The sequence below is a fragment of the Curtobacterium sp. AC268 genome (assembly GCF_979258745.1).
Genome location: NZ_OZ409878.1, coordinates 3,339,643 through 3,363,852, shown reverse-complemented (window position 1 = coordinate 3,363,852; position 24,210 = coordinate 3,339,643). Strand labels below are relative to the sequence as shown.

Annotated in this window: 19 protein-coding genes, 2 tRNA genes and 2 pseudogenes; 12 read left to right on the top strand and 11 right to left on the bottom strand. The window is 70.6% G+C overall.

Features of this window, described 5'->3' with window-relative positions; translation table 11 throughout:
- Positions 1-190: 190 nt before the first annotated feature.
- On the top strand, positions 191-1,213 hold the full coding sequence (locus ACZZ9K_RS15960; protein ID WP_463444573.1) for a cation diffusion facilitator family transporter: 1,023 nt from the start codon (positions 191-193) through the stop codon (positions 1,211-1,213).
- A 255-nt stretch (positions 1,214-1,468) separates the two neighbouring features.
- Here the strand turns inward: ACZZ9K_RS15960 and ACZZ9K_RS15955 are convergent, their stop codons facing one another.
- Positions 1,469-2,068: an acyl-CoA-like ligand-binding transcription factor gene (locus tag ACZZ9K_RS15955; RefSeq protein ID WP_027464707.1), complete on the bottom strand. Its 600-nt coding sequence runs from the start codon at positions 2,066-2,068 to the stop codon at positions 1,469-1,471.
- Between the two features lie 32 nt (positions 2,069-2,100).
- On the opposite strand from ACZZ9K_RS15955, the gene ACZZ9K_RS15950 reads away from it, so the two are divergent.
- The 4 genes from ACZZ9K_RS15950 to ACZZ9K_RS15935 are packed head-to-tail and all read left to right on the top strand — an operon-like array spanning position 2,101 to position 7,356.
- Complete coding sequence (locus ACZZ9K_RS15950) at positions 2,101-3,720, top strand: ABC transporter substrate-binding protein (RefSeq protein WP_463444572.1); 1,620 nt, start codon at positions 2,101-2,103, stop codon at positions 3,718-3,720.
- 5 nt (positions 3,721-3,725) lie between these two features.
- Entirely contained in the window at positions 3,726-4,721 is a 996-nt protein-coding gene (locus tag ACZZ9K_RS15945; RefSeq protein ID WP_463444571.1) for an ABC transporter permease, read from the top strand.
- Positions 4,718-5,617: an ABC transporter permease gene (locus ACZZ9K_RS15940; RefSeq protein WP_463444570.1), complete on the top strand. Its 900-nt coding sequence runs from the start codon at positions 4,718-4,720 to the stop codon at positions 5,615-5,617. Before ACZZ9K_RS15945 ends, ACZZ9K_RS15940 begins: the two co-directional genes overlap by 4 nt.
- Positions 5,614-7,356, top strand: coding sequence for an ABC transporter ATP-binding protein (locus ACZZ9K_RS15935; protein ID WP_463444569.1), 1,743 nt, complete (start codon positions 5,614-5,616; stop codon positions 7,354-7,356). The genes ACZZ9K_RS15940 and ACZZ9K_RS15935 overlap by 4 nt, the downstream gene beginning before the upstream one ends.
- A 150-nt stretch (positions 7,357-7,506) precedes the next feature.
- On the opposite strand, the gene proP is transcribed toward ACZZ9K_RS15935, so the two are convergent.
- Positions 7,507-9,072: a glycine betaine/L-proline transporter ProP gene (proP, locus tag ACZZ9K_RS15930; RefSeq protein WP_463444568.1), complete on the bottom strand. Its 1,566-nt coding sequence runs from the start codon at positions 9,070-9,072 to the stop codon at positions 7,507-7,509.
- Positions 9,073-9,371: 299 nt separating this feature from the next.
- Between proP and valS the strand changes: the two are divergent.
- A pseudogene (gene valS / locus ACZZ9K_RS15925) lies at positions 9,372-11,953 on the top strand (valine--tRNA ligase).
- Positions 11,954-12,018: 65 nt separating this feature from the next.
- A complete protein-coding gene (locus ACZZ9K_RS15920; RefSeq protein WP_027464702.1) occupies positions 12,019-12,270 on the top strand; it encodes a hypothetical protein in 252 nt (83 codons plus the stop codon).
- Positions 12,271-12,387: 117 nt separating this feature from the next.
- Here the strand turns inward: ACZZ9K_RS15920 and ACZZ9K_RS15915 are convergent, their stop codons facing one another.
- On the bottom strand, positions 12,388-13,227 hold the full coding sequence (locus ACZZ9K_RS15915; protein ID WP_463444567.1) for an alpha/beta fold hydrolase: 840 nt from the start codon (positions 13,225-13,227) through the stop codon (positions 12,388-12,390).
- 122 nt (positions 13,228-13,349) lie between these two features.
- Between ACZZ9K_RS15915 and ACZZ9K_RS15910 the strand changes: the two genes are divergently transcribed.
- Both ACZZ9K_RS15910 and ACZZ9K_RS15905 read left to right on the top strand, forming a co-directional pair.
- Positions 13,350-13,931: a TetR/AcrR family transcriptional regulator gene (locus ACZZ9K_RS15910; protein WP_111039271.1), complete on the top strand. Its 582-nt coding sequence runs from the start codon at positions 13,350-13,352 to the stop codon at positions 13,929-13,931.
- Between the two features lie 227 nt (positions 13,932-14,158).
- Positions 14,159-16,183: a M3 family metallopeptidase gene (locus ACZZ9K_RS15905; RefSeq protein WP_463444566.1), complete on the top strand. Its 2,025-nt coding sequence runs from the start codon at positions 14,159-14,161 to the stop codon at positions 16,181-16,183.
- 212 nt (positions 16,184-16,395) lie between these two features.
- Here the strand turns inward: ACZZ9K_RS15905 and clpX are convergent, their stop codons facing one another.
- Entirely contained in the window at positions 16,396-17,676 is a 1,281-nt protein-coding gene (clpX, locus tag ACZZ9K_RS15900) for an ATP-dependent Clp protease ATP-binding subunit ClpX (protein ID WP_017886000.1), read from the bottom strand.
- A gap of 119 nt (positions 17,677-17,795) precedes the next feature.
- On the opposite strand from clpX, the pseudogene ACZZ9K_RS15895 reads away from it, so the two are divergent.
- Together ACZZ9K_RS15895 and ACZZ9K_RS15890 are read left to right on the top strand one after the other, a co-directional pair.
- A pseudogene (locus tag ACZZ9K_RS15895) lies at positions 17,796-18,640 on the top strand (YcnI family copper-binding membrane protein).
- A gap of 50 nt (positions 18,641-18,690) precedes the next feature.
- Positions 18,691-19,299, top strand: coding sequence for a copper resistance CopC family protein (locus ACZZ9K_RS15890; protein ID WP_463444565.1), 609 nt, complete (start codon positions 18,691-18,693; stop codon positions 19,297-19,299).
- A 63-nt stretch (positions 19,300-19,362) separates the two neighbouring features.
- Here the strand turns inward: ACZZ9K_RS15890 and ACZZ9K_RS15885 are convergent, their stop codons facing one another.
- The 5 genes from ACZZ9K_RS15885 to ACZZ9K_RS15865 form a co-directional block, all read right to left on the bottom strand.
- Positions 19,363-20,022, bottom strand: coding sequence for an ATP-dependent Clp protease proteolytic subunit (locus ACZZ9K_RS15885; protein ID WP_027464696.1), 660 nt, complete (start codon positions 20,020-20,022; stop codon positions 19,363-19,365).
- Between the two features lie 26 nt (positions 20,023-20,048).
- Positions 20,049-20,678 (bottom strand): ATP-dependent Clp protease proteolytic subunit, encoded by a 630-nt coding sequence (locus ACZZ9K_RS15880; RefSeq protein ID WP_035807635.1) that lies wholly within the window; start codon positions 20,676-20,678, stop codon positions 20,049-20,051.
- Positions 20,679-20,847: 169 nt separating this feature from the next.
- Positions 20,848-22,155 carry a trigger factor gene (gene tig / locus ACZZ9K_RS15875; RefSeq protein WP_027464695.1) on the bottom strand — a complete coding sequence of 436 codons (1,308 nt, stop codon included), beginning with the start codon at positions 22,153-22,155 and terminating at the stop codon, positions 20,848-20,850.
- Positions 22,156-22,208: 53 nt separating this feature from the next.
- Positions 22,209-22,285, bottom strand: a tRNA-Pro gene (locus tag ACZZ9K_RS15870).
- 94 nt (positions 22,286-22,379) lie between these two features.
- A complete protein-coding gene (locus ACZZ9K_RS15865) occupies positions 22,380-22,655 on the bottom strand; it encodes a hypothetical protein (protein WP_111054863.1) in 276 nt (91 codons plus the stop codon).
- Between the two features lie 54 nt (positions 22,656-22,709).
- Here ACZZ9K_RS15865 and ACZZ9K_RS15860 point away from each other — a divergent pair.
- Positions 22,710-22,780 (top strand) — tRNA-Gly (locus tag ACZZ9K_RS15860).
- 237 nt (positions 22,781-23,017) lie between these two features.
- Here the strand turns inward: ACZZ9K_RS15860 and ACZZ9K_RS15855 are convergent.
- The gene (locus tag ACZZ9K_RS15855; RefSeq protein WP_301566807.1) at positions 23,018-23,350 is read right to left on the bottom strand and encodes a hypothetical protein; all 333 of its coding nucleotides are present in this window, start codon (positions 23,348-23,350) and stop codon (positions 23,018-23,020) included.
- A 348-nt stretch (positions 23,351-23,698) separates the two neighbouring features.
- A complete protein-coding gene (locus ACZZ9K_RS15850; RefSeq protein WP_071246689.1) occupies positions 23,699-23,989 on the bottom strand; it encodes a DUF1905 domain-containing protein in 291 nt (96 codons plus the stop codon).
- Positions 23,990-24,210: the final 221 nt, after the last annotated feature.

Below are 24,210 nucleotides of genomic sequence, written 5' to 3'. Positions count from 1 at the left end.
GTACCACCTCGTTTGCCGCCCAACGTGCGCTGTGCGACCACTCTGTGTCGGGGGTGGTGACGGTCCCGAACCCGCCCGGTTCTACTGACGGAGGCGCTGGTGCGCTCCGCGTTCTTCCGGAAGCTCCCCGGTGATGGCCGGATCGACGCTCTTGGAACACGACTTTACCGGACGGGAGCATGCTTGAGTGATGCCCGCAGAAGAACGTCCCGAGTCACTCGTCACCGTCCTGATCGCGTTCGGGGCGAACCTGCTCGTCGCGATCGCGAAGACGATCGCCTCGCTCGTCTCGGGTTCGGCCTCGATGGTGGCCGAGGCGGCGCACTCCTGGGCGGACACCGGCAACGAGGTGTTCCTGCTCGTCGCGGAACGACGGGGCGGCAAGAAGCGGGACACCGCGCATCCGCTCGGGTACGGACGCGAGACGTACATCTGGTCGATGTTCGCCGCGTTCGGTCTGTTCACGGCCGGTGCGATCGTGTCGATCTACCACGGCATCTCGGAGTTCGGGGACACCGGGCCGGCCGAGGACGTGGTGCTCAACTACGTCGTGCTCGGGGTCGCGTTCCTGCTCGAGGGCACGAGCTTCCTGCAGGCGTACCGGCAGGCGCACGGTGCCGCGACCAAGCGCAGGGTCCCGGTGCTGCGGCACGTTCTGCAGTCGTCGAACCCGACGCTCCGTGCGGTGTTCGCCGAGGACGCGGCGGCGCTGATCGGCCTGGTCGTGGCGTTCCTCGGGGTGTTCCTGCACCAGGTCACCGGGCTGGCGGTGTTCGACGCGCTCGGCTCCATCGCGATCGGTGTGCTGCTCGGGATCGTCGCGATCGTGCTGATCGACCGCAACCGCCGGTTCCTGCTCGGTCAGAGCACGTCCCCCGAGCTCGAGAACGCGGTGCTCGTCGAGCTGCTGGGCCGGTCGCAGGTCGAGCGGGTCACATACCTGCACCTGGAGTTCGTGGGGCCGTCGCGGGTGTACCTCGTCGCGGCCGTCGACCTGACGGGCAACGAGACCGAGGAGCACGTGGCGGTGCGGTTGCGCGACGTGGAGAAGTCACTCGAGGACAGCCCGTACATCGAGGAGGCCGTCCTCACCCTGAGCTACCCGGGCGACGAGTCGCTGGTGCCGACCGACGGCGACGTGCCCGAGGTGGTCCGGGACGGCACGGCTTCGGACGTGGCGTCCGGTGGCGCGGGGACCCTGCGCACCGAGTGAGCATCGACTCGGTGGGTGGACGGCGGCGGCGTTCGTGTCGCAAGACGCCGGCGTGTCCGTCCGACGCCGCCACGTGCTCGAGACGCCGCCGAATCCGGCGGCGTCTCGCCGGCGAGGCGGCGTCCCGCGAAGACGACGGCGTGTTCTGTGAGCGACCGACCGGCGGACGGGAGGCGCGGTGCCAGACCGCCACGAGCCTCCGGACCGACCGTCGGTCACGACCACCGCCCCGGGCACGACCGCAGGACGACGGCGTCAGCGGGCGTCGAGGCCCGCGACCACCGGGGTGAGCGCCGCCGCGACGTACTCGACGAGCGCACGGCGGCCGACCCCGTCGGTGACCCACACCCCGAACGCCGCGGCGGCGGCACCGAGCATCGCGCCGGACACCGTCTGCGGCCAGAGCGAGCGCGGCTGCTCCCCCGTGCGGCCCGCGACGAAGGCGGCGACGGCCTCGTGCTGCGCCGTCACCCGGACCGCGACGCCCGCCACCAGTTCGGGCCCGATGCCCATCACCTCGGCCTGCGCGACGGCCCACGGCACCCGCTCGGGGTCGTGGGCACGCGCTGCGGCGAGGAGCGCCTGCTCGACGGCCCGGACGACGCTCGGCTCGGTCGACGCGGCGAGGTACCCGGGCAGCCCGGCGACGGCGGCGTCAAGCTCGAGCCACATCACGTCGGCCTTCGCCGGGAAGTAGTTGAAGAACGTCGCGCGGCTGACCCCGGCGCGGGCGGCGATCTGGTCGACCGTGGTGCGTCCGTACCCCTGCTCGAGGAAGAGCTCGGCGGCGGCGTCCGCGAGCACCTCGGCGCTCGAGCGTCGGGGGCGGCCACCGCGGCGGATCGGTTCGTCCATGGGCCCCAGTAAACCGCTAGACTCGGTCAGCCATGATCTTGGACTCAGTACAGAAAACCCTCACCGCCGTCGCGGGCGCCTCGGCGGTCCTGCTCGTCCTGGCTGCCTGCAGCGGACCGGGCACGAGCACCGGGAGCAGCACCCCGGTCGCGGGCGGCACGCTCACCTACGCCTCCGGCGACGCCGAACCGACCTGCCTCGACCCGCACGTCGGCGGCAACTACCCGCAGGCGCTCCTGGCGACGCAGTACATCGAGGAGCTCGTCGGGCTCGAGGACGGCAAGCCCACGCCGGAACTCGCGACGAAGTGGACCACGAGCGACGACGGGAAGACCCTGACGTTCACCCTGCGTGACGACGTCTCCTTCAGCGACGGCACCCCGTTCGACGCCGCCGCGGTCGTGGCGAACATCGAGCACGTGCAGGACCCGGCCACCGCCTCGAGCACCGGCTACCTGGCGCTGCAGTCCATCACGAAGGCGACCGCCACCGACGAGCGCACCGTCACGCTGACGCTGAGCCGACCGGACAGCGCGCTGCTCGAGTCCTTCTCGCAGCCCTGGGTCGGCATGGAATCGCCGAAGGCGCTCGAGCGCGAGCAGGCGACGAACTGCGAGTCCCCCGTCGGCACCGGCCCGTTCCGGGTCACCGGCTGGAAGCACGGCGACCGCGTCACCCTGACGAAGAACACCGACTACTGGGGCGCGACGAAGCCGCGCCTGTCCGGCATCACGTGGCGGTTCCTGCCGGACTCGACCTCGCGCTACGCCGCACTGCAGTCCGGCCAGGTCGACGTGATCGACAACGCCCAGCCCGACCAGCTCAAGGCCGCATCGGCGAAGGGCGCCATCCGCGACCTCGACGCCCCACGCCCTGGTGCCTCGAACCGGCTCGAGCTGAACTCCGGTCACGGGGTGTTCCGCGACCAATCGGTGCGCCAGGCCTTCATCGCCGGTGCCGAGATCGACCCAGGCCTGCAGTCGCTGTTCCTCGGCACCGCGAAGCGCTCGTACTCGGTGCTCTCGAGCGCCGAGCCGCTCGCGTACTCGGAGAAGAGCCGGTTCGACTACTCCCCCACCAAGGCGAAGCAGATCCTCGACGACGCCGGGTGGAAGGTCGGGTCGGACGGCATCCGCGAGAAGGACGGCAAGCAGCTCACCGTGACGTTCCCCGTCTCGACGAACCAGTCGGTGCCGGCCGAGCGCAGCTTGTTCCAGCAGATCCAGGCGTCCGAGAAGGCCGTCGGGTTCAAGGTCGTCCTCGACGAACTCGACCTGTCCAGCTGGTACGCCGCCCTCGCCGCGAACGAGTACGACGTCGTCAGCGCCCCGTACACGAAGGTCGGCCCCGACGTCCTGCGCATCCTGTACGACAGCGCGAGCATCGAACCGGCACCGTCCGGCTACTTCGCGAACCTCGCCCAGCTCGACGACCCCGCGCTCGACCGGCTGCTCGAGCGGGCCGCCCGCACCTCGGACGCCGACCAGCGCCCCGACCTGTACGAGCAGGCCCAGAAGGCGATCCTGGCGAGCGACACGGTGCTCCCCCTGTACGACCAGCAGAACCACTTCCTGGTGCGCTCGGCCGTGCACGGCATCCGGACCACCCCGGTCTCGACGCCCTGGTTCGGCACCGCCTGGATCGACCGCTGACCCGGATGCGATGGGTCTGGTGGGCCGTCCGGCGGCTCGCCGGGGGCATCGGCGTGCTCTGGGCCGTCGCGACGATCGTCTTCGTCGCGATCCGGCTCATCCCCGGTGACCCGGCGCTCGCGATCCTCGGCGGACCGGGCTCGCAGGCCTCGGCCGAGGCCGTCGCCCAGGTCCGGCACGAGTACGGCCTCGACCAGCCGGTCCTGGTGCAGTACGCGGTGTTCCTCGGACGCCTGGCGACCGGCCAGCTCGGGGACTCGTACGCCTTCCGCACCCCGGTCGCGACGCTCCTCGCCCAGCAGCTGCCCGTCACGCTGACGCTCGCGGTCGCCGGCCTCGTCGTCGCCTGGGTGCTCGCGATCGTCGCCGCGTGGGCCTCGACGCAGCGCGGCCGGATCGCCGCCGGGCTCACCAGCGCCCTGAGCGTCACCGCGAGCGTGATGCCGCACTTCTGGCTCGGCAGCGTGCTCATCGTGGTGTTCGCCACCTCCCTGGGATGGGTGCCTGCGGTCAGTGACGGCACCGCGCGCGGGTGGGTGCTCCCGGTGCTGACCGTGGCCGTGCCGGTCGCCGGGTACCTGGCCGAGACCGTGCGCGACGGCGTGGTCGACGCGCAGCGCTCCGCCTTCGCACTCGCCGCCCGGGGCCGGGGTGAGACCCGCCTCGGACTGTTCGGACGCCACCTGCTCCGGCACGCCGCCCTGCCCGGGATCGCGCTGTCCGCGTGGGCCTTCGGGTCGCTCGTCTCCGGAGCCGTGGTCGTCGAGTCCGTGTTCGCCCTGCCCGGCATCGGCCGTGCCCTGGTCACCGCCGTCACCCAGCGGGACATGCCACTCGTCGCCGGCATCGCGATGGTGTCCGCCGCCGCGTACGTCGTCGTGCTGGCCGTGGCCGACCTGGTCGAGCGTGCCGTCGACCCGCGCAGCACCGCACGGAACGCGGCCCTGCACCCCGGTGGTGCGCGACGCCGTCGAGCCGGACGTCCGGCGGGCGCGCGGTGAGCGGGATCGCCGACCCGGGCCTCCAGACCGGAGCGCCCGGCCACCAGACCGCCGTCGGCACCGAGCGCGTCCGTGGGGGGACGCTCGGCGCCGGCGGCACCGCCGCGGGGGTGGTCGTCCTGGTCGCCGTCGTGGCGGCGGCGTGGCCCGCCCTGCTCGGCGGTGGGGACCCGCTCGCGGTGCACCCCGCAGATGCCCTGGCTGCGCCGAGCGGCGCGCACCCGTTCGGCACCGACGAGTCCGGACGCGACGTCCTGGCACGGGTGGTCGCGGGGACCCGGGCATCGCTCGTCGTCGGCGTCGCCGCGACCCTGATCGGCGGCGGCGTGGGCGTCCTGCTCGGCGTCGTGGCCGGACTCGGCGCCGGGGCCGGACGACCCGGACGCCTGCTCGACGCCGTCATCGGACGCGTCACCGAGGTCGCGTTCGCCCTGCCGCTGCTGCTCGTCGCCCTGGTCGTCATCGCCGTGACCGGTCCGGGTCCGGTGCCGGCGGTGCTCGCGGTCGGGTTCGCGACCGCTCCCGGCTACGCCCGGATCGTGCGCGGCCTGGTCCGGGCCGCCCGGAGTTCGCAGGTGGTCGAGACGGCGGTGCTGCTCGGCCGCTCCCCCGCCCGCACCGTGGTCCGGCACGTGCTGCCGACGGCGCTCTGGCCCGTCGTCGCCGTCGCCACGCTCGGGGTCGGGCAGGCGGTCGTGTGGGCCTCGGCGCTGAGCTACCTCGGCGTCGGCACGCCCCCGCCCGCGCCGGAGTGGGGCGCGATGCTCGCCGACGGTCGCACGTACCTGCAGACCGCGCCGTGGATGAGCACCTTCCCCGGACTCGCGATCGTGGTGCTCGCGACCGCCGTCACCGTGCTCGGCCGCGCGATCCGACGGACCGGGGCCGCGCGGTGAGCGCTGTCCTCGACGTCCGCGGGCTCACCGTCGCCATCGGCGGCACCCCGATCGTGCACGGTGTCGGCCTGCGCGTCGACGCCGGCGAGTGCGTCGCCCTGGTCGGGGCGTCCGGTTCCGGCAAGACCGTCACCGCCCGAGCAGTGCTCGGCCTGTCCGCGCCCGGTGCCGCCGTGCACGCCGACGCGTTCGCGGTCGACGGCGTCGACGTCGGCGGGTACACGGACCGGCGGTGGCGCCGGCTGCGGGGATCACGGGTCGGCTACGTCGGCCAGGAGGCCCTGGGCGCGCTGGACCCGCTGCGCCCCGTCGGGCGCGAGGTCGCCGACAGCCTCCGCCTGCACACCGAGATGCGTGCGGCCGAGCGCGTGGACGCCGTGCGCGACGCCCTGGCCGCGGTGGGCCTCGACCCGGACATCGCGACGGACGGCCGGCTCGCCGGAACGCTGTCGGGTGGGATGCGTCAGCGGGCCCTCATCGCCGCGGCGACCGTCGGGTCCCCCGCGCTGCTGGTCGCCGACGAACCGACGACGGCGCTCGACGCCGGGGTCGCCGTCACCGTGATGGAGCAGCTGCGGGCCGCGCAGACCCGGGGCGCCGGACTGCTCGTCATCACGCACGACCTGGGGCTCGTCGCGGGGTGGGCCGACCGGGTCGCCGTCGTCCACGAGGGCCGGATCGTCGAGCAGGGCGCGGTCGCCGAGGTCTTCGCGGCGCCGACGCACCCCGCGACCCGGGCGCTGGTGCGGGCGGCCGTTGCGGCGGCGGCCGGCCCCGAGCCCAAGCCCGGCGCAGAGCCCGAGCCACCGCACGGTGCCGATCGAGCGGACCGGTGCGAGGGAGATGGCTCCGTGCAGTCCTCTGACGATGCACCGAGCGGCCAGCCTCGCACCGACCGCGCGACTGCGCACCATGCGCCGATCGGCGACCGCGGCACCGAGCGCGCAGCCTCGCACGGTGCGAGGGGGGTGCTCGCGGCGCAGGGGCTCTCGCGTGAGTACGACGGGGTGCTCGCGGTGGACGACGTGTCGTTCGGGCTCGTGCGCGGCCGGGTGCTCGGGGTGATCGGCGCCTCGGGCTCGGGCAAGACGACGCTGGCGCGGATGCTCCTCGGGCTCGAGACGCCCGACGCCGGCACGGTCACGCTCGACGACGAACCCTGGGTCCCGCTGCCCGAGCGCGAGCGACGCCCCCGACGGCACCGGGTCGCGGCGGTCGTGCAGGACCCCGGCGCGACGTTCGACGAACGGTGGAGCGTGGAGCGGGTCCTCGCCGACGCGTTCTCGCGCGGTGACGAACGGCGGGCACGCGGTGCGCTCGGCGAACGGGTCGACGCGGCACTGCGGCAGGTCGACCTCGACCCCGTGCTGCGGTCCCGCTCCCCCCGCACCCTGTCCGGCGGGCAACGACAGCGGCTCGCGATCGCCCGTGCGCTGGCGACCGAGCCCGAGGTGATCGTGCTCGACGAGCCGGTGACCGCCCTCGACGCCACCGTGCAGGACGCCGTGCTGCGGCTGCTCGAACGGCTCCGCGACGAGACCGGGGTGGCGATGGTGTTCGTGTCGCACGACCTGCGGGCGGTCCGGCGGATGGCCGACGACGTGCTCGTGGTGCACCGCGGTGCGGTCGTCGAGCACGGCCCCGCCGCCGAGGTCTTCGCGCGCCCGGCGCACCCGGTGACCGCGCGGCTGCTGCACGCCGCGGAGCGGCTGGCAGCGGGCCCCGCCCTCACGGGCTGAGCGACAGTCCACGCGCGCTCGCACCCGTGGACTGTCGCTGTGCGCGTGACGTCACCGACGGCACTGGAACGGCCAGGAGGCCCGGCGCGCGTTCCGAGACGGAACGTGCACCGGGCCTCCTGGCCGGGTTGCCGCGGGGCGGCCCCGTGGTCAGGAACCGGAGGGTTCCTTCTGCGCTGCGTCGGCCGAGATGATCGGGATCTCGCTCGTCGAGAAGTCCTTCGCCCAGTCGGACTGCGCGAGCTCCGACGTCGGGTCGTTGTAGTCCTCGATGACGCCGGCGATCTCGTCCTCGGAGCCGACCGTCGGGCCGGAACCCATCAGCGGGCTCGCGGCGGTCTCCTTGGTGAAGTACACCGCGACCAGGCCGATCACGGCGGCGAGCATCAGGTAGAACGCGGGGATGTCCTCGGCCCAGCCGTACCCGGCGTCCTTCGCGGCGTTGATGAGCGCGGCGGTCGCGAGCGGGGTGGTCCCGCCGAAGAGCGACACCGACACGTTGAACGCGATCGCCAGGGCGCCGTAGCGGATGATCGTCGGGAACAGCGCGGGCAGCGTCGACGGCATGGTCGAGGTGAACGTGACCAGCACGACGCCGAGGATCAGCAGTCCGGCGAAGACGCCGACGCCGGTGCCGGTCTGGACCAGCTTGAGGGCCGGCCAGGACAGCAGGATGAAGCCGATGCAGCCGGCGGCGAGCACCGGACGGCGCCCGAACTTGTCGGACAGTCGGCCGCCGAAGGTGATGACGACCATCATGAGCAGCATCACGATGACGATGAGGATCAGGCCGAACGTGGCCTTCTGGCCGAGGTTCTGCTCGAGGTAGGTCGGCATGTACGACAGCAGCATGTAGTCGGTCACGTTGAAGACCAGGACCAGGCCGATGCAGATGATGAGCGAGCGCCAGTTCTCGGCGAAGAGCTTGAGGAACGGGGTCTTCTGGCCCTCGCGCTCGGCGGCCTGCTCCTGCTGCTTCTGGAACGCCGGGGTCTCCTCGAGCTTGAGGCGCAGGTAGAGGCCGATCAGGCCGAGGGGGCCCGCGACGATGAACGGGATGCGCCAGCCCCAGCTGAGCAGGGCGTCCTCGGACAGGCCGAACTGCAGGCCGGTGACGATCGAGGCGCCGAGCACGTAGCCGGCGAGGGTGCCGAACTCGAGCCACGAGCCCATGAAGCCGCGGCGCTTGTCGGGCGAGTACTCGGCGATGAAGGTCGCAGCGCCGCCGTACTCACCACCGGTCGAGAAGCCCTGCACGAAGCGGGCGACGAGCAGCAGGACCGGGGCCCAGAAGCCGATCGTGTCGTACGACGGGATCAGACCGATCATGAGCGTGCCGGCTGCCATCAGGATCATCGTCAGCGCGAGGACCTTCTGGCGGCCGATCTTGTCGCCGATCGGGCCGAACACGGCACCGCCGATCGGGCGCACGATGAACGCGGCGGCGAAGAAGCCGAACGTGGCGACGATGTTCGCGGCCGGGTCGCCCTGCGGCAGGAACACCTGCGAGATGGTGACCGTCAGGTACGCGAAGATGCCGAAGTCGAACCACTCCATGGCGTTGCCGAGCGCGGCAGCCGCGACGGCACGCTTGAGCAGCGACTCCTCGACGACGGTGACGTCGTCCTTCGTCAGATCGCGACGAGCGCGCTTCGCGGCGCCCTTCGTGCGCAGCGGCCGATCGCCGTGCGGGTGGGGTGCGTTGTTCGGTGCCAAGTCGTTCCTCCGGGGTGCGGTGCTTCCTTCGGGCGTCCGGCGGACGGCGACGTTGCAGCTCCTGCGAACCCTGCGCTCGCCGGACAAACCCAGGAAGACTAGCAGGCTCCGGGCGTGTCCGACAGTTCGGTGTGCTAAACGCTGCTCGATGATGGCCCCGTCCGATCGGTCGTCCGCCTGCGCGTGTGTGCGCGGCCGCTACGATTGGGGCACCGCGCGTCAGGCGCGGAACACTCAGGCACCTCATCACGGACTCGGTGCCGCACACACGTACGGAAGGCACACCCATGACCAAGCCCATGCCCGAGAAGCCGAGCGTCGACGGACTGGAGCAGGTCTGGGGGCCCGTCTGGGAACAGGACGGCACCTACCGCTTCGACCGCGACGCCGCCGGTCACCGCGACGCCGTCTGGTCGATCGACACCCCGCCGCCCACCGCCTCCGGCTCGCTGCACATCGGCCACGTGTTCTCGTACACGCACACCGACCTCAAGGCCCGGTTCGAGCGCATGCGCGGCAAGCACGTCTTCTACCCGATGGGCTGGGACGACAACGGTCTGCCCACCGAGCGCCGTGTGCAGAACTACTACGGGGTCCGCTGCGACCCGACCCTGCCGTACGACCCCGGGTTCACGCCGCCGTTCGAGGGCGGGGACGGCAAGTCCTCGAAGGCCGCCGACCAGCTGCCGGTGTCGCGCCGCAACTTCATCGAGCTGTGCGAGCGCCTGACCGTGCAGGACGAGCAGCAGTTCGAGGAGCTCTTCCGCACGCTCGGCCTGTCGGTCGACTGGACCCAGTCGTACCGCACCATCGACGACACCTCGCGGGCCAGCGCCCAGCGCGCGTTCCTGCGCAACCTCGAGCGCGGCGAGGCCTACCAGGCCGACGCCCCGACCCTGTGGGACGTCACGTTCCGCACCGCGGTCGCGCAGGCCGAGCTCGAGGACAAGGAGATGCCCGGCGCCTACCACGGCATCGCCTTCCACCGCACCGACGGCGGCGACGACGTCGTCATCCAGACCACCCGCCCGGAGCTCCTCCCCGCCTGCGTCGCCCTGGTGGCGCACCCGGACGACGAGCGGTTCCAGGACCTCTTCGGCACCACGGTCCGCTCCCCCTGTTCGACGTCGAGGTCCCGGTGCTCGCACACCACCTGGCGCAGAAGGACAAGGGCGCCGGCATCGCGATGGTCTGCACCTTCGGTGACACCACCGACGTCGTGTGGTGGCGCGAGCTGCAGCTGCCGAACCGCGCGATCATCGGCTTCGACGGCCGCGTGCGTTCCGACGAGCCCGCCTGGATCGAGTCGGCGACGGGCCGGGAGCTCTACGCCGAGATGGCCGGCAAGACCGTGTTCTCGGCGAAGAAGGTCGTCGTCGACGCCCTGACCGAGTCCGGCGAGCTGATCGGTGACGTCAAGACCATCCAGCACCCGGTGAAGTTCTTCGAGAAGGGCGACAAGCCCCTCGAGATCGTGTCGACCCGCCAGTGGTACATCGTCAACGGTGCGCGCGACGAGCAGCTGAAGAGCACGCTCCGCCAGCGCGGCGAGGAGATCGCGTTCCACCCGGACTTCATGCGCGTCCGCTACGACAACTGGGTCGGTGGCCTGTCCGGTGACTGGCTCATCTCGCGCCAGCGCTTCTTCGGCGTGCCGCTGCCCGTCTGGTACCCGCTCGACGCCGACGGCAACCCGGTGTTCGACCAGCCGATCGTGCCGACCGAGGCGCAGCTGCCCGTCGACCCGGCCTCCGAGCCCGCCCCCGGCTTCACCGAGGACCAGCGCGGCGTGCCCGGCGGGTTCCAGGGCGAACTCGACGTCATGGACACCTGGGCCACCTCGTCGCTGACCCCGCAGCTCGCGGGCAAGTGGGAGACCGACCCGGCGCTCTACGACCTGGTGTACCCGTACGACGTCCGCCCGCAGGCGCAGGACATCATCCGCACGTGGCTGTTCACGACCGTGCTCCGCAGCCAGCTCGAGGCCGACGTGGTGCCGTGGAAGCACGCCTCCATCTCCGGCTTCATCGTCGACCCCGACCGCAAGAAGATGTCGAAGTCGAAGGGCAACGTCGTCACGCCGCTGTCGATCCTCGAGCAGCACGGCGCCGACGCGGTCCGTTACTGGGCGGCCTCGTCCAAGCTCGGCACGGACGCGGCGTTCGACCCGCAGAACCCGAAGCAGATCAAGGTCGGCCGTCGTCTGGCGATCAAGGTGCTCAACGCGGCGAAGTTCGTCTACGGCTTCCCGCTGCCCGAGGGCGCCACGAGCGTCACCGAGGCCCTCGACGTCGACATGCTCGCCGAGCTCGGTGCCGTCGTCGAGCAGGCCACCGCGGCGTTCGACGGGTTCGACCACGCCCGTGCCCTCGAGATCACCGAGCGCTTCTTCTGGACGTTCTGCGACGACTACCTCGAGCTCGTGAAGGAGCGTGCGTACGGCACCGCGTCCGACGCGACGCACGAGACGCAGGCGAGCGCGGTCCTGGCGCTGCGCGGCGCGATCGACGTGCTGCTCCGACTGCTGGCACCGTTCCTCCCGTACGCGACGGAAGAAGTGTGGGCCTGGACCCACGAGACCAGCGTGCACCGGGCCTCCTGGCCGACCGCTGCCGACCTGCCGACCGACGCGGCCCCCACCGGGCTGCTCGCGGCCGTCGGACAGGCGCTCATCGGGATCCGCGGTGCGAAGACGGCGGCGAAGGCGTCCCAGAAGACGCCCGTGACGCGTGCCGTTGTCGCGGCGCCCGCCGAGACGCGGGTGCTCATCGAGCGCGCGGCCGTCGACCTGGCGGCAGTCGGCCGCATCGAGAACCTGTCGTTCGTCGACGGCGACGAGCTCGCCGTCACCGAGATCGAGCTCGCGGAGCAGCAGGCGTAACGTCGGCTCTCCGGGCCGGGTCACTTCGGCGACCCGGCCCGTCAACCACCGGATCGGAGGCACGGATGCAGTTGGGCACACGCTGGAACGTGGGTGGGGAGCCGCCTGCGCGACTGCCCGAGACGATGGTCGTCGCCGTGCGCGGGGTCGAGGACGAGCTCGCGGCGGAGTCCGTCGACACGGCGACGTGGGGCTGGACCCTGACGTTCCTGGAGGGCAAGCCGATCGTCGAGCTCGACGACGGCACCTCGATCCACCTCGACGCACTCGGGCACGCCCAGGTGACGAACCCCGACGACGCGGGCGAAGAGGACTAGCGCGCGGCTTGGTTCGCTTGGAGTGCAGAAATGGTCGGGTCCCCGGTGGGGACCCGACCATTCCTGCTCACGATGCGGGCGCCCCCGCCGGGGAGCGCCCGCGTGATCGCCGAGGGATCAGGACTCGGCGAGCCAGGTGCCGAGGACCTCGTTCACCTCGGCGGTGTGCGTGGTGAGCAGGCCGTGCGGCGCGCCCTCGATCTCGACGTACTTCGCCGCGGGCAGTGCCTGGGTGAAGCGTCGGCCGGTGGCGTCGATGGGCAGGATGTTGTCCGACGTGCCGTGCACGATCAGGGCGGGGACGGTGACCTTCGGGATGTCCTGGCGGAAGTCGGTCGGCCAGGTAAGGGGTGCGGCCGCGGACGCGATGGAGCCGGAGCCGGCCGCGATGTTCCAGGCGTTGCGGACCTGCTCCTCGGAGATGCGGGTGCCGAGGTTCTCCGACAGGTTGAAGAAGTCCTGGTAGAAGTTCGTGAAGTACGCGTAGCGGTCCTTCGCCACGTCGGCGGCGATGCCCTCGAAGAACGACATCGGGCCGGCGCCGTCGGGGTTGTCGTCGGTGATGGCCAGGAACGGCTCGAGCGAGGCGAGGAACGCGACCTTCGCGATCCGGTCCTCTCCGTGGCGGCCGATGTAGCGGGCGATCTCGCCGGTGCCCATCGAGAAGCCGACGAGGATCACGTCGCGCAGGTCGAGGGTCGTCAGGACCGTGTGCAGGTCGTCGGCGAAGGTGTCGTAGTCGTAGCCGGTGGACGGCTGCGAGGACCGGCCGAAGCCGCGGCGGTCGTACGTGATGACGCGGTAGCCGGCCTCGAGGAGCATCGGGACCTGCCCCTCCCACGAGTTGCCGTCGAGGGGGAAGCCGTGGATCAGCACGATCGGCTGCCCCTGGCCCTTGTCCTCGTAGTGGAGTTCGATGTCGACGCTGTTCTCGGTTCCGACGGTGATGGCACCCATGATCGTTCCTTCCCTGAGCATCGCGGAGAACGATCGTTCTCCGCCGATGTGGACTACAGTAGAGAACGCCCGTTCCCGACGCAAGTCGAGAACGGTGAACACTCAGGGAACGGGGTACACACATGGCCACCAGCACCGTCGAGCCGGACGTCCGAGCACACATCGTCGAGGTCGCGGACCAGCTGTTCTACACGCGCGGGATCCAGTCCGTGGGGATGGACGAGATCCGCACCGGCGCAGGAGTCTCCCTCAAGAAGCTGTACGCGGCGTTCCCCGGCAAGGAGCAGCTCATCGCCGCGGTGCTCGCCGGCCGCCACGACATGTGGGAGCAGGGTGTGCACGGCGCGGTCGAGGCTGCGACCAGCCCGCGCGACAAGCTCCTCGCGGTCTACGACTTCCTCGAGTCGTGGTTCGGCGACGACACGTTCCGCGGCTGCGGGTTCATCAACGCGTTCGGCGAGCTCGGCGCGACCTCGCCCGCGGTCGCCGAGATCGCGCGCGCGCACAAGGACTCGTTCCAGCAGTTCGTGCAGCGCCTCACCGCCGAGGTCGTCGCCGACCCCGAGCACGCCGAGGAACTCGCCGCGCAGCTCGCACTGCTCGCCGAGGGCGCGCAGACCACCGCGGCCATCGCCGGCACCACGGCGCCGGCCGCGCACGCGCGCCGTGCCGCGGTGACCCTGATCGACGCCGCGATGCGCTGACACGCGACGCGGGACGGTCGGGAGGCCCGTGGTGGCGCCGCCACGGGCCTCCAGACCATCCCGCTGGTCGCGCCGGGCGCGGGTGCGCTCGCCGGGCCGTTCCGGGCGTACCTGGTCGTTCCGGGCGTACCGGGTCGGTTCCTTCGACCAGGTACGCCCGATTCCGCTTCCCAGTCCGGGCGTCATGGGAAGGAACGGACTCCAGCACCCGTGCATAGGGTGGGCAGATGGCAACCCCGTTCGACGTCCCGAGCACCCTCCCCTACGCCCTGCCGCCCTTCGGCGACGTGCGACTCGAGCACTACCGACCGGCGTTCGAGGCCGGCATGGCCGAGCAGCGCGCCGAGGTCGAGGCCATCGCCACCGACCCGCACGCCCCGACGGTCGAGAACACCCTGGTCGCACTCGAGCGATCCGGGCAGCTGCTGACCCGCGTCAGCCACGTGTTCTTCACGCTGTCGTCGGCCGACTCGACCCCGGAGCTGCACGACCTCGAGGCCGAGGTCTCCCCGCTCCTCGCCGCCCACCGCGACGCGATCACGCTCGACTCCCGCCTGTACGCCCGCGTACAGGAGGTGCGGGGCGGTGCCGAGGCCGCCGGACTGACCGGTGAGGCGCTGCGCCTGGTCGAGCGGACCCACGCCGAGATGACCCTGGCGGGCGCCGGCCTCGACGACGCGGGCAAGGAGCGTCTGACCGCGATCAACCAGGAGCTCTCGACCCTCACGACGACCTTCGAGCGGAACCTGCTCGAGGACACCAACGACTCCGCCGTGCACGTGACGAACGAGGACGAGCTCGAGGGGCTCGACGACGGGGCGAAGTCCGCCGCGGCCGCTGCTGCAGCCGACCGGGGCCTCGACGGCTGGCTCATCACGCTGCCGCTCTACACCGGACACCCGTGGCTGTCGTCACTGGCGAACCGTGACCTGCGCGAGCGGATCATGCGCGCCTCGCTCACCCGCGGTCGTCGCGGCAACGAGTACGACAACCGCGACGTGCTGCTCCGCATCGTCCGGCTCCGCGCCGAGCGCGCCGAGCTGCTCGGGTTCCCGAACCACGCCGCCGTGGTCACCGCCGACGAGACGGCGAAGACCCCCGAGGCCGTGGACGGGCTGCTGTCCTCGCTCGTCGGCGCCGCGGCACGGAACGCCGACGACGAGCGTGCGGTCCGGTCGCGCACGGTCGGGTTCGACATCGAGTCGTGGGACTGGGCGTACGCCACCGAGATCCTGCGCGGCGAGCAGTTCGCCGCGGACAGCACCGCGCTCCGCCCGTACTTCGAGGCCGACCGGGTCCTGCACGACGGGGTCTTCCACGCCGCCGGCGCCCTGTACGGTCTGACCTTCACCGAGCGCCCGGACCTGCACGGCTACAACGACGAGGTCCGGGTCTTCGAGGTCACCGGCGACGACGACGAACCCGTCGGGCTGTACCTGCTCGACCTCTACACGCGTGACGGCAAGCGCGGCGGCGCGTGGATGAACCCGGTCGTCGAGCAGTCCGAGCTGCTCGGCACCCTGCCCGTCGTGGTCAACAACCTCAACGTCGCGAAGCCGTCCGCCGGCTCCCCCACCCTGCTCATCCAGGACGAGGTCGAGACGCTCTTCCACGAGTTCGGCCACGCCCTGCACGGTCTCATCGCCCGCACCACCTACCCGCGGTTCTCCGGCACGAACGTCGAGCGGGACTTCGTCGAGTTCCCGAGCCAGGTGAACGAGATGTGGCTGTCGTGGCCGTCCGTGCTGGCGAACTACGCGAAGCACCACGAGACCGGAGCACCCCTGCCGCCCGAGCTCGTCCTGGGGCTCAGCGAGTCCGAGGGGTTCAACGAGGGCTTCGGCACGACCGAGTACCTCGCCGCAGCACTGCTCGACCAGGCGTGGCACCGACTGTCGGCTGCCGACGCCGCGGCGGTGACGTCCGTCGAGGACTTCGAGCGTTCGGCGTTGGAGTCCGCCGGCATCGCCGTCGAGGCCGTGCCGCCGCGCTACTCGTCGACGTACTTCGCGCACACGTTCTCGGGCGGCTACGACGCCGGGTACTACGGGTACATCTGGTCCGAGGTGCTCGACGCCGACACGGTGGAGTGGTTCCGCGACAACGGCGGGCTGGACCGTGCAGCTGGTCGACGCTTCGCGGAACGCCTGCTCGGGGTCGGCGGGGCGAAGGACCCGCTCGAGGCGTACCGGGACTTCCGCGGCCGCGACGCCGAGGTCGGCCCGTTGCTGCGGCGCCGCGGGCTGGAGTAGGCGGCGCACGGTGCCGCCGGCGGCGGACGCCGGCGGCAGGTGGCGCGGGCACCGCACAACCAAAGTCGCCCCGAACCACGCAACCGCGTGGTTCGGGGCGACTTTGGTTGTGCGCAGCGCTCCCGCACCGACTCGCGCGACAACGCGGCACGAACGACGAAGGCCCGCACCGATCACGGTGCGGGCCTTCACGCTGAGGACGACGGAGCGGACTACGCCGACTTCTCGACGCGCTTGGCCCGGGGCCGCGGCACGATCGTCGGCGCCGCGTTCTCGAGCACGGACTCGCGGGTGATCACCACGCGGGCGACGTCGTCGTCGGACGGGACGTCGAACATCACCGGGCCGAGGACCTCTTCGAGGATCGCCCGGAGCCCGCGGGCGCCCGTCTGGCGCAGCACCGCGAGGTCCGCGATGGCCTCGAGCGCACCCTGGTCGAACTCGAGCTCGACGCCGTCGATCTGGAACATCCGCTGGTACTGCTTCACCAGAGCGTTCTTCGGCTCGGTCAGGATCTGCATGAGCGCCGCCTGGTCGAGCTGCGACACCGTGGTGACGACGGGCAGACGACCGATGAACTCGGGGATCAGACCGAACTTGTGCAGGTCTTCCGGCAGCACCTCGGAGTACAGGTCCTGGTGGTCGGTCGCGCTGTGCAGGGGTGCCCCGAAGCCGATCCCGCGCTTGCCGACGCGCGAGGACACGATGTCCTCGAGCCCGGCGAACGCACCCGCCACGATGAACAGCACGTTCGTCGTGTCGATCTGGATGAACTCCTGGTGCGGGTGCTTGCGGCCGCCCTGCGGCGGGACCGAGGCGACCGTGCCCTCGAGGATCTTGAGCAGCGCCTGCTGCACGCCTTCGCCCGAGACGTCGCGGGTGATCGACGGGTTCTCGGCCTTGCGGGCGATCTTGTCGACCTCGTCGATGTAGATGATGCCGGTCTCGGCGCGCTTCACGTCGTAGTCGGCGGCCTGGATGAGCTTGAGGAGGATGTTCTCGACGTCCTCGCCGACGTAGCCGGCCTCGGTCAGGGCGGTGGCGTCCGCGACGGCGAACGGCACGTTGAGGCGCTTGGCCAGCGTCTGGGCCAGGTACGTCTTGCCGCAGCCGGTCGGGCCGATGAGCAGGATGTTCGACTTGGCGATCTCGATGTCGTCGCGGTCTTCGGCGGCGGTGATCTGCCCCTGCGCACGGATGCGCTTGTAGTGGTTGTAGACGGCCACGGCGAGGGCGCGCTTCGCCGGGTCCTGCCCGATGACGTACTCCTGCAGGAAGTCGAAGATCTCCCGCGGCTTGGGCAGTTCGAAGTCCCCGCTCGAGGTGTCCTCGCCGGCTTCGGCCAGACGTTCCTCGATGATCTCGTTGCAGAGCTCGACGCACTCGTCGCAGATGTAGACGCCCGGTCCGGCGATGAGCTGCTGGACCTGCTTCTGGCTCTTGCCGCAGAACGAGCACTTGAGGAGATCGCCGCTCTCTCCGATGCGTGCCATTCCCGTGCCTCCCTGATTGGACATGCCGGCCGCGCTGTCGCACCACCGCTGGTGCACCGCTGCTGGTGGGCACCTCGTCGTGGACACGAGCCTAACCGCAACCGGTGACACCGACCGCGATGCCCCTCCGGAATCCGCCCGCGCGTTCGCCCAGGGCGTGCGAGCCTGCTACGGTGATCCGGACTTCTCTACATCTTGTAGAACAGCAGGTGCAGAACCACCCCGGAAGGAACCCCATGCAGAAGCGTCTCGCCGCCGGCGGCGCCGTCACCCTCGGTGTCGCAGCCGTCATCGTCCTCGGCAGCGCCACGGCGGCCAGCGCACACGTGTCCGCCACGGCCACGTCGACCGCAGCGAACTCGTACACCACGGCGACCTTCTCGGTCCCGCACGGCTGCGACGGCTCCCCCACGACGAAGATCCAGTTCCAGGTGCCGGAGTCCGTCATCGAGGTCACGCCCACCGTGAACCCGAACTGGACGATCACGAAGGCGACCGAGCCCTACACCGACCCCTCGGCCTCGGCGTCGGACGAGGACCACGCCGAGACGGCCGCCGAGCGCGTCACCAGCGTCACGTACACCGCGAAGACCCCCTGCCCGCTGACGAGCGCGACACCTTCGCACTCTCGTTCTCGCTGCCGGACGGCAAGGCCGGTGACCTGGTCGAGTTCCCCGCGATCCAGACCTGCGAGAAGGGCAGCGTCGAGTGGAACCAGGAGCAGAAGGCCGGCGAAGCCGAGCCCGAACACCCGGCCCCCTCGATCACGCTGACCGCCGCCGAGGCGACGGACGACGACGGTGACCCGATCGCCGCGACCCCGACGGCCGAGGCCGCCGGCACGACCGCCTCGAGCGACCCCGACCTGGTCGGCCGCTTCCTCGGCCTCGGCGGCCTGGTGCTCGGCGCCGTCGCCTTGGTCGTCGCCGTCGCCGGCACGCGTCGTCGGAGCTCCGCCAAGTGACGCAGCGCGGCTCGCGTCGGTCCCGGCCCCGGTCCTCTGCCTGGAGGCTCGTGGCCGGGACCGCCGCGGCCGTCGCGATCGCCGGTGGCGCGGTCCTCGGGCTCGCCGGTCCGGCCAGCGCGCACAACTACCTGATCTCGTCCGACCCGGAGGTCGGCGGCACCCTGACCGAGCTGCCGAAGACGTTCGACATCACGACGAACGACAGGCTGCTCGACATCGGCGACTCGGGGTCGGGCTTCGCGTTCCGCATCGTCGGCCCCGACGACAGGTACTACGAGGACGGCTGCGTCGACGTCGAGGGGCCGTCGATGACCACGACCGCCGCACTCGGCGGATCCGGCAAGTACACCGTCGAGTGGCAGATCGTCTCCGCCGACGGGCACACCGTGTCCGACGAGTACCCCTTCACCTGGAAGGCGCCGTCGGGCTTCACCCCGGCCTCGGGTACGGCGAAGCCCCCGACCTGCGCCACCGCTGCTGACGACGACGCCGGCTCGGACACCACCACCGGCACCGCCTCGGGGTCGAGCGACTCGGCGGCGTCCGACGCGATCTGGATCGGCGCCGGTGGCGTCGTGCTGGTCGGGGTGGTCGTCGCGGTGCTGCTGCTCCTGCGCCGCAAGCCGGCCCCGGAGTCCGACGACACCGAGGACTGACCACCGCGCAACGACGAAGGCCCCGCACCGTTCGGTGCGGGGCCTTCGTCGTTCCTGCTGGTGCTACTTGACGAGCGCCGGCAGGTTCTTGCGGCTGGTGAGGACCTGATCGATCAGGCCGTACTCCACGGCTTCCTGCGCGGACATGATCTTGTCGCGCTCGATGTCGTGGTTGATCTCCTCCGGCGTCTTGTTGGAGTGCTTCGACAGCGTCTCCTCGAGCCAGGTGCGCATGCGGAGGATCTCCGCTGCCTGGATCTCGATGTCGGACGCCTGGCCGCCACCCTGCTGGGTCGCGGGCTGGTGGATCAGCACGCGGGCGTTCGGCAGCGCGAGGCGCTTGCCGGGGGTACCACCGGCGAGCAGCACCGACGCGGCCGAGGCAGCCTGGCCGAGGCAGACCGTCTGGATCTGCGGACGGATGTACTGCATCGTGTCGTAGATCGCCGTCATCGCGGTGAACGAGCCACCGGGCGAGTTGATGTACATCACGATGTCGCGGTCGGGGTCCATCGACTCGAGCACGAGCAGCTGGGCCATGACGTCGTCAGCCGACGCATCGTCGACCTGCACGCCGAGGAACACGATGCGGTCCTCGAACAGCTTGGCGTACGGGTCCTGGCGCTTGTAGCCGTAGGCCGTGCGCTCTTCGAAGCTCGGCAGGATGTACCGATTGGACGGAGCCGGGACGTTCTGCGCGCCACCGAGCATGGGGAGATGCATTCTCGTTTCCTTTTCTTCGGTGGTGATCAGGACTGGGCGTCGGGCTCGGCTGCGCTGGTGGGCGTCTCGCCGTCGCCGACGGTGCCACCACCGCCGATGACCTCGGCGCTCGAGGCGCGGAGGTGGTCGACGAAGCCGTACTCGAGTGCTTCCTGCGCCGTGAACCAGTTGTCGCGGTCGTTGTCCTTGAGGATCTGCTCGACCGACTTGCCGGTCTGCTCGGCCGTGAGCTCCGCCATGCGCTGCTTCATGTCGAGGATGACCTTGGCCTGCGTCTGGATGTCGGCAGCGGTGCCGCCGAAGCCACCGGACGGCTGGTGGAGCAGCACGCGCGCGTTCGGCGTGATGTAGCGCTTGCCGGGCGTGCCGGAGGACAGCAGGAACTGTCCCATCGACGCGGCGAGGCCGATGCCCACGGTGACGATGTCGTTCGGGACGAACTGCATCGTGTCGTAGATCGCCATACCGGCGGTGATCGAACCACCGGGCGAGTTGATGTAGAGGTAGATGTCCTTCTCAGGGTCCTCGGCGGCGAGCAGCAGCAGCTTGGCTGCGATCTCGTTCGAGTTGTCGTCGCGGACCTCGGAGCCGAGCCACACGATCCGGTCTCTCAGAAGGCGGTCAAAAACACTGGGGTTCAGTGTTGCTTCGGCCATGGAAAAGCTCCCGTTCAGTTGTCGCTTGTTGTCGAACTTATCGGGTGCAACGCACCAGTTCTCGTCTGTTCGCCGACAGCAATGCGGTGGTGCGGAAAACACGAGACGGGAGGCACGGTGCCAGCTGGCACCGTGCCTCCCGTCTTGCATGCTGGTGGCGTCGAGATCGTTACTCGGCGTCCCCTGCCGGCTCCTGCGCGACGCCCGCCGTGAAGGCGGACAGGTCGACTGCGTCGCCGTTGGTGTCCTTGACGGTCACCTTGGACAGGACGGTCGCGACCGCCTTCGAACGGGCGACCTCGCCGACCATGCCGGGGATCTGGCCGTTCTGGTCGATGACCTTGATGAACTCGGCCGGCTCCATGCCGTACTGCGCGGCGGCCTGGATGAGGTACTGGGTCAGTTCCTCCTGCGAGACCTGGATCTCTTCCTTCTCGGCGATCGCGTCGAGGAGGATCTGCGAGCGGAAGGCGGTCTCGCTGGACTCGGAGACCTCCTTGCGGTGCTCCTCGTCCTCGAGGCGGTTCTCCTGCTCGAGGTGACGGTGCACCTCGTCGGCGATGAGCTGCTCCGAGATCGGGATGTTGACGTCCTCGGTGAGCTTCTCGACGAGCTTGTCGCGAGCCGCGGCACCCTGACCGAAGGTCTTGGACTTCGCGATCTGCTCCTTGAGGTCAGCCTTGAGCTCGTCGATGGTGTCGAACTGGCTGGCGATCTGGGCGAACTCGTCGTCGGCCTCGGGGAGCTCGCGCTCCTTGACGGCGGTGACGGTGACGGCGATCTGGGCGGTCTCGCCCTCGCGGTCGCCACCGACGAGCTTCGACTCGAAGGTCGTCGACTCACCGGCGGTCAGGGACTCGAGCGCCTCGTCGATGCCCTCGAGCAGGTCGCCGGAGCCGATCTCGTAGGAGACGCCGGTGGCCGAGTCGACCTCGTCGTCGCCGATGCTGGCGGTGAGGTCGATCTGCGCGAAGTCGCCGGTCTTCGCCGGACGGTCGACCGTCACGAGCGTGCCGAAGCGGGTGCGGAGGTTCTGCAGCTCCTCTTCGATCTCGTCGTCCGACACCTCGACGGCGTCGACGGTGAGCTCGTACGAGGAGTAGTCCGGCAGGTCGAACTCGGGGCGGACGTCGACCTCGAAAGTGAGGACGAGGTCGCCGGTGAAGTCCGCGACGTTCGGCAGTTCGGCGACGTCGGCCTCGGCACGGCCGAGGATGCGCAGCTCCTGCTCTTCCACCGCCTGGCGGTAGAAGTTGTCGATGGCGTCACCGACGGCGTGGTTCAGGACCTCGCCGCGGCCGACGCGCTGGTCGACGATCGCCGGCGGGACCTTGCCCTTGCGGAAGCCGGGGATGTTGATCTGCTCGGCGATGTGCTTGTAGGCGTGGTCGATGCTCGGCTTGAGATCGTCCGGCGTCACGTTCACGGTGAGCTTGACGCGGGTGTCGCTCACCTTGTCGACGGTGCTGGTGGCCAAGGGATGTTCTCCTGTTGGTTGACGTTCGTGTGGTCGGTGGTGCTCGGAGGACCTGGTCGGGGCGACAGGATTTGAACCTGCGACCTCCCGCTCCCAAAGCGGGCGCTCTACCAAGCTGAGCTACGCCCCGTTGCTTCGTGCCAGGGATCAGCCGCGCACGCCGAGGGGCGCATGCGACCCCGGTGAGTCTAGCGGTCCGACGGCGCGCTGTTCCCGGGGGTTGCTCAGTCGTCCTCCGCGGCGCGTCGCAGACCCCGCCGCCACCGGATCCCGACGGCCACCTGGACCCCGAGAGCGGCCACCGCGAGCAGCAGTCCGACGACGATCCGCCAGACGTGCAGCAGTGCGTGCGCGGGCTGCGACTGCGGGTCGCCGAACAGATCGGGCCGCAGGGACAGGACCGCGGCGGCGAGGACCACCAGCACGTAGGAGACCACTCGCGACCAGCGGATGGTGCGCTCCGCACCGGCGTCCGGCTTCGGGATGACGCGCGTCGGCATGTCGGTGCTCGTTCGTCCGCTACGATGGTCGGGCTGCGCCTGGTGCGCAGGCGCGGGGATGTAGCTCAATGGTAGAGCCCCAGTCTTCCAAACTGGCTACGCGGGTTCGATTCCCGTCATCCCCTCTCTTCTTCCTCCTTCGGCGCCGCGCTTCGTCAGCTGGTGCGCGGTTGCACGCTCGGTGCGAGGTTCTTCCGGCGCACCGAGCGATCAACCTCGCACCACCTGCTTACCGTGCGCTCGGTCCCACCCAGAACTGGGGATGGGACGGCGGGGCTGATCCCAGGACACTTGAGCCGTTCTCGCCATACCAAGGAGCTCAGTGCCGAACGAACGGTCGCTCGCTCGCTCCCGAGCCTCCCCTAGAGCGCTCCGAGCGGCGCTTCTCCGACTTCCTGCCGCAGCATCCGGTAGTGCTGCTCCCAACCGGGAGTGCCGCGTCCAGCGACGTGCAGCGCGGTCCGGACGGCTCCGAGCGCACGGTCGAGTGCACCGGACTCGTCGTCCGCGTCGACACCGATCGAGAAGGTGAGCGTGCCGCTCGACAGGTCAGCGGTCAGGTCCTGGTCGTGGACGTCGTCGAGGTCGAAGAGTGCGTCCGCGATGGCGTCGAAGTCCGCTGCGAGGGCTGCGCGCGGATCGTCCGCTGCCCCGAGTTGCGCCACGCACTCGAGCCGCACGAGGTAGTTCGTCATCACGTTCTCCTGTCCTCACAGCCCGTTCGCGCGAGCCGATACTTCAGATGCACAACGTACCAGGGGTTCGACGGCGTCAAGTCGACCGTGTGCAGGTGTTCGCCGCACGGGCAGTACGCCTTGTAGTACTTCCGCCCCTTCGCGAAGCGCCATCCCCGCGCCTCTGCCCCGCGCATGACCCGTTCGATGTCCTTCTTGGGATGTCGTGGTCGTTCGACCATCGCCACCTCCCCTCCACACCTTCGACGGTAGGGAGCAGGACCACGACACCGGGGCCCACCGTCGATGACTGTGGGGAGGTATCGCGATCGACGGACCTGTGGAGGACTGGCGGTCGGTGGCTCTCCGTCAGGGGTCGGCGAACTCCAGGGTGATCTCCGGGGAGTCGCCGAGTTCCACCCGGGCACGCTTGCGCTCCGCGGCACGCAACGGCACGAGGTACCCGCCGTCCTTCGGGAACAGCGACGTCGTCCACGTCACCGAGCCGATCGTCACGCGCGCCGGGATCACACCCCACCCGTAGGTGAGCACCGGCGCGAGGTCAGCGATGACCTCGGCGGCGTCCGGCGGCACGACGGCGAAGAAGAACGGTGACGGGCCGCGCCACTCGATCACCTCGCCGCGGAACTCGAGCTCCATGCGGCGATCGTACGGCCGCGGCATCGAGCGCGCCGGGCCGGGCCGGGCCGGGATTCGTTGTCGGTGGATGGCGGTTCCGGTTCACGATCGCCGGGGTCTGCGAACCGGAACCGTCACGGGCGAGGAGGAACTGGTGCCTCCCCCTGACCAGCGGGACCCGGACGACGGACGCGCCCCGCGCCTCCAGGCCGGAGCCGGGGAGCACGGAGCGCGAGCCGCCG

Excerpts from the sequence above, each read along its gene's own strand:
- ACZZ9K_RS15945 (WP_463444571.1), top strand. The coding sequence starts at position 3,726 with ATGCGATGGGTCTGGTGGGCCGTCCGGCGGCTCGCCGGGGGCATCGGC.
- ACZZ9K_RS15955 (WP_027464707.1), bottom strand. The coding sequence starts at position 2,068 with ATGGACGAACCGATCCGCCGCGGTGGCCGCCCCCGACGCTCGAGCGCC.
- ACZZ9K_RS15850 (WP_071246689.1), bottom strand. The coding sequence starts at position 23,989 with ATGGAGCTCGAGTTCCGCGGCGAGGTGATCGAGTGGCGCGGCCCGTCA.
- ACZZ9K_RS15865 (WP_111054863.1), bottom strand. The coding sequence starts at position 22,655 with ATGCCGACGCGCGTCATCCCGAAGCCGGACGCCGGTGCGGAGCGCACC.
- ACZZ9K_RS15960 (WP_463444573.1), top strand. The coding sequence starts at position 191 with ATGCCCGCAGAAGAACGTCCCGAGTCACTCGTCACCGTCCTGATCGCG.
- ACZZ9K_RS15905 (WP_463444566.1), top strand. The coding sequence starts at position 14,159 with ATGGCAACCCCGTTCGACGTCCCGAGCACCCTCCCCTACGCCCTGCCG.
- ACZZ9K_RS15920 (WP_027464702.1), top strand. The coding sequence starts at position 12,019 with ATGCAGTTGGGCACACGCTGGAACGTGGGTGGGGAGCCGCCTGCGCGA.
- ACZZ9K_RS15855 (WP_301566807.1), bottom strand. The coding sequence starts at position 23,350 with ATGACGAACTACCTCGTGCGGCTCGAGTGCGTGGCGCAACTCGGGGCA.
- clpX (WP_017886000.1), bottom strand. The coding sequence starts at position 17,676 with ATGGCACGCATCGGAGAGAGCGGCGATCTCCTCAAGTGCTCGTTCTGC.
- ACZZ9K_RS15880 (WP_035807635.1), bottom strand. The coding sequence starts at position 20,678 with ATGGCCGAAGCAACACTGAACCCCAGTGTTTTTGACCGCCTTCTGAGA.
- ACZZ9K_RS15885 (WP_027464696.1), bottom strand. The coding sequence starts at position 20,022 with ATGCATCTCCCCATGCTCGGTGGCGCGCAGAACGTCCCGGCTCCGTCC.
- ACZZ9K_RS15950 (WP_463444572.1), top strand. The coding sequence starts at position 2,101 with ATGATCTTGGACTCAGTACAGAAAACCCTCACCGCCGTCGCGGGCGCC.
- ACZZ9K_RS15915 (WP_463444567.1), bottom strand. The coding sequence starts at position 13,227 with ATGGGTGCCATCACCGTCGGAACCGAGAACAGCGTCGACATCGAACTC.
- ACZZ9K_RS15910 (WP_111039271.1), top strand. The coding sequence starts at position 13,350 with ATGGCCACCAGCACCGTCGAGCCGGACGTCCGAGCACACATCGTCGAG.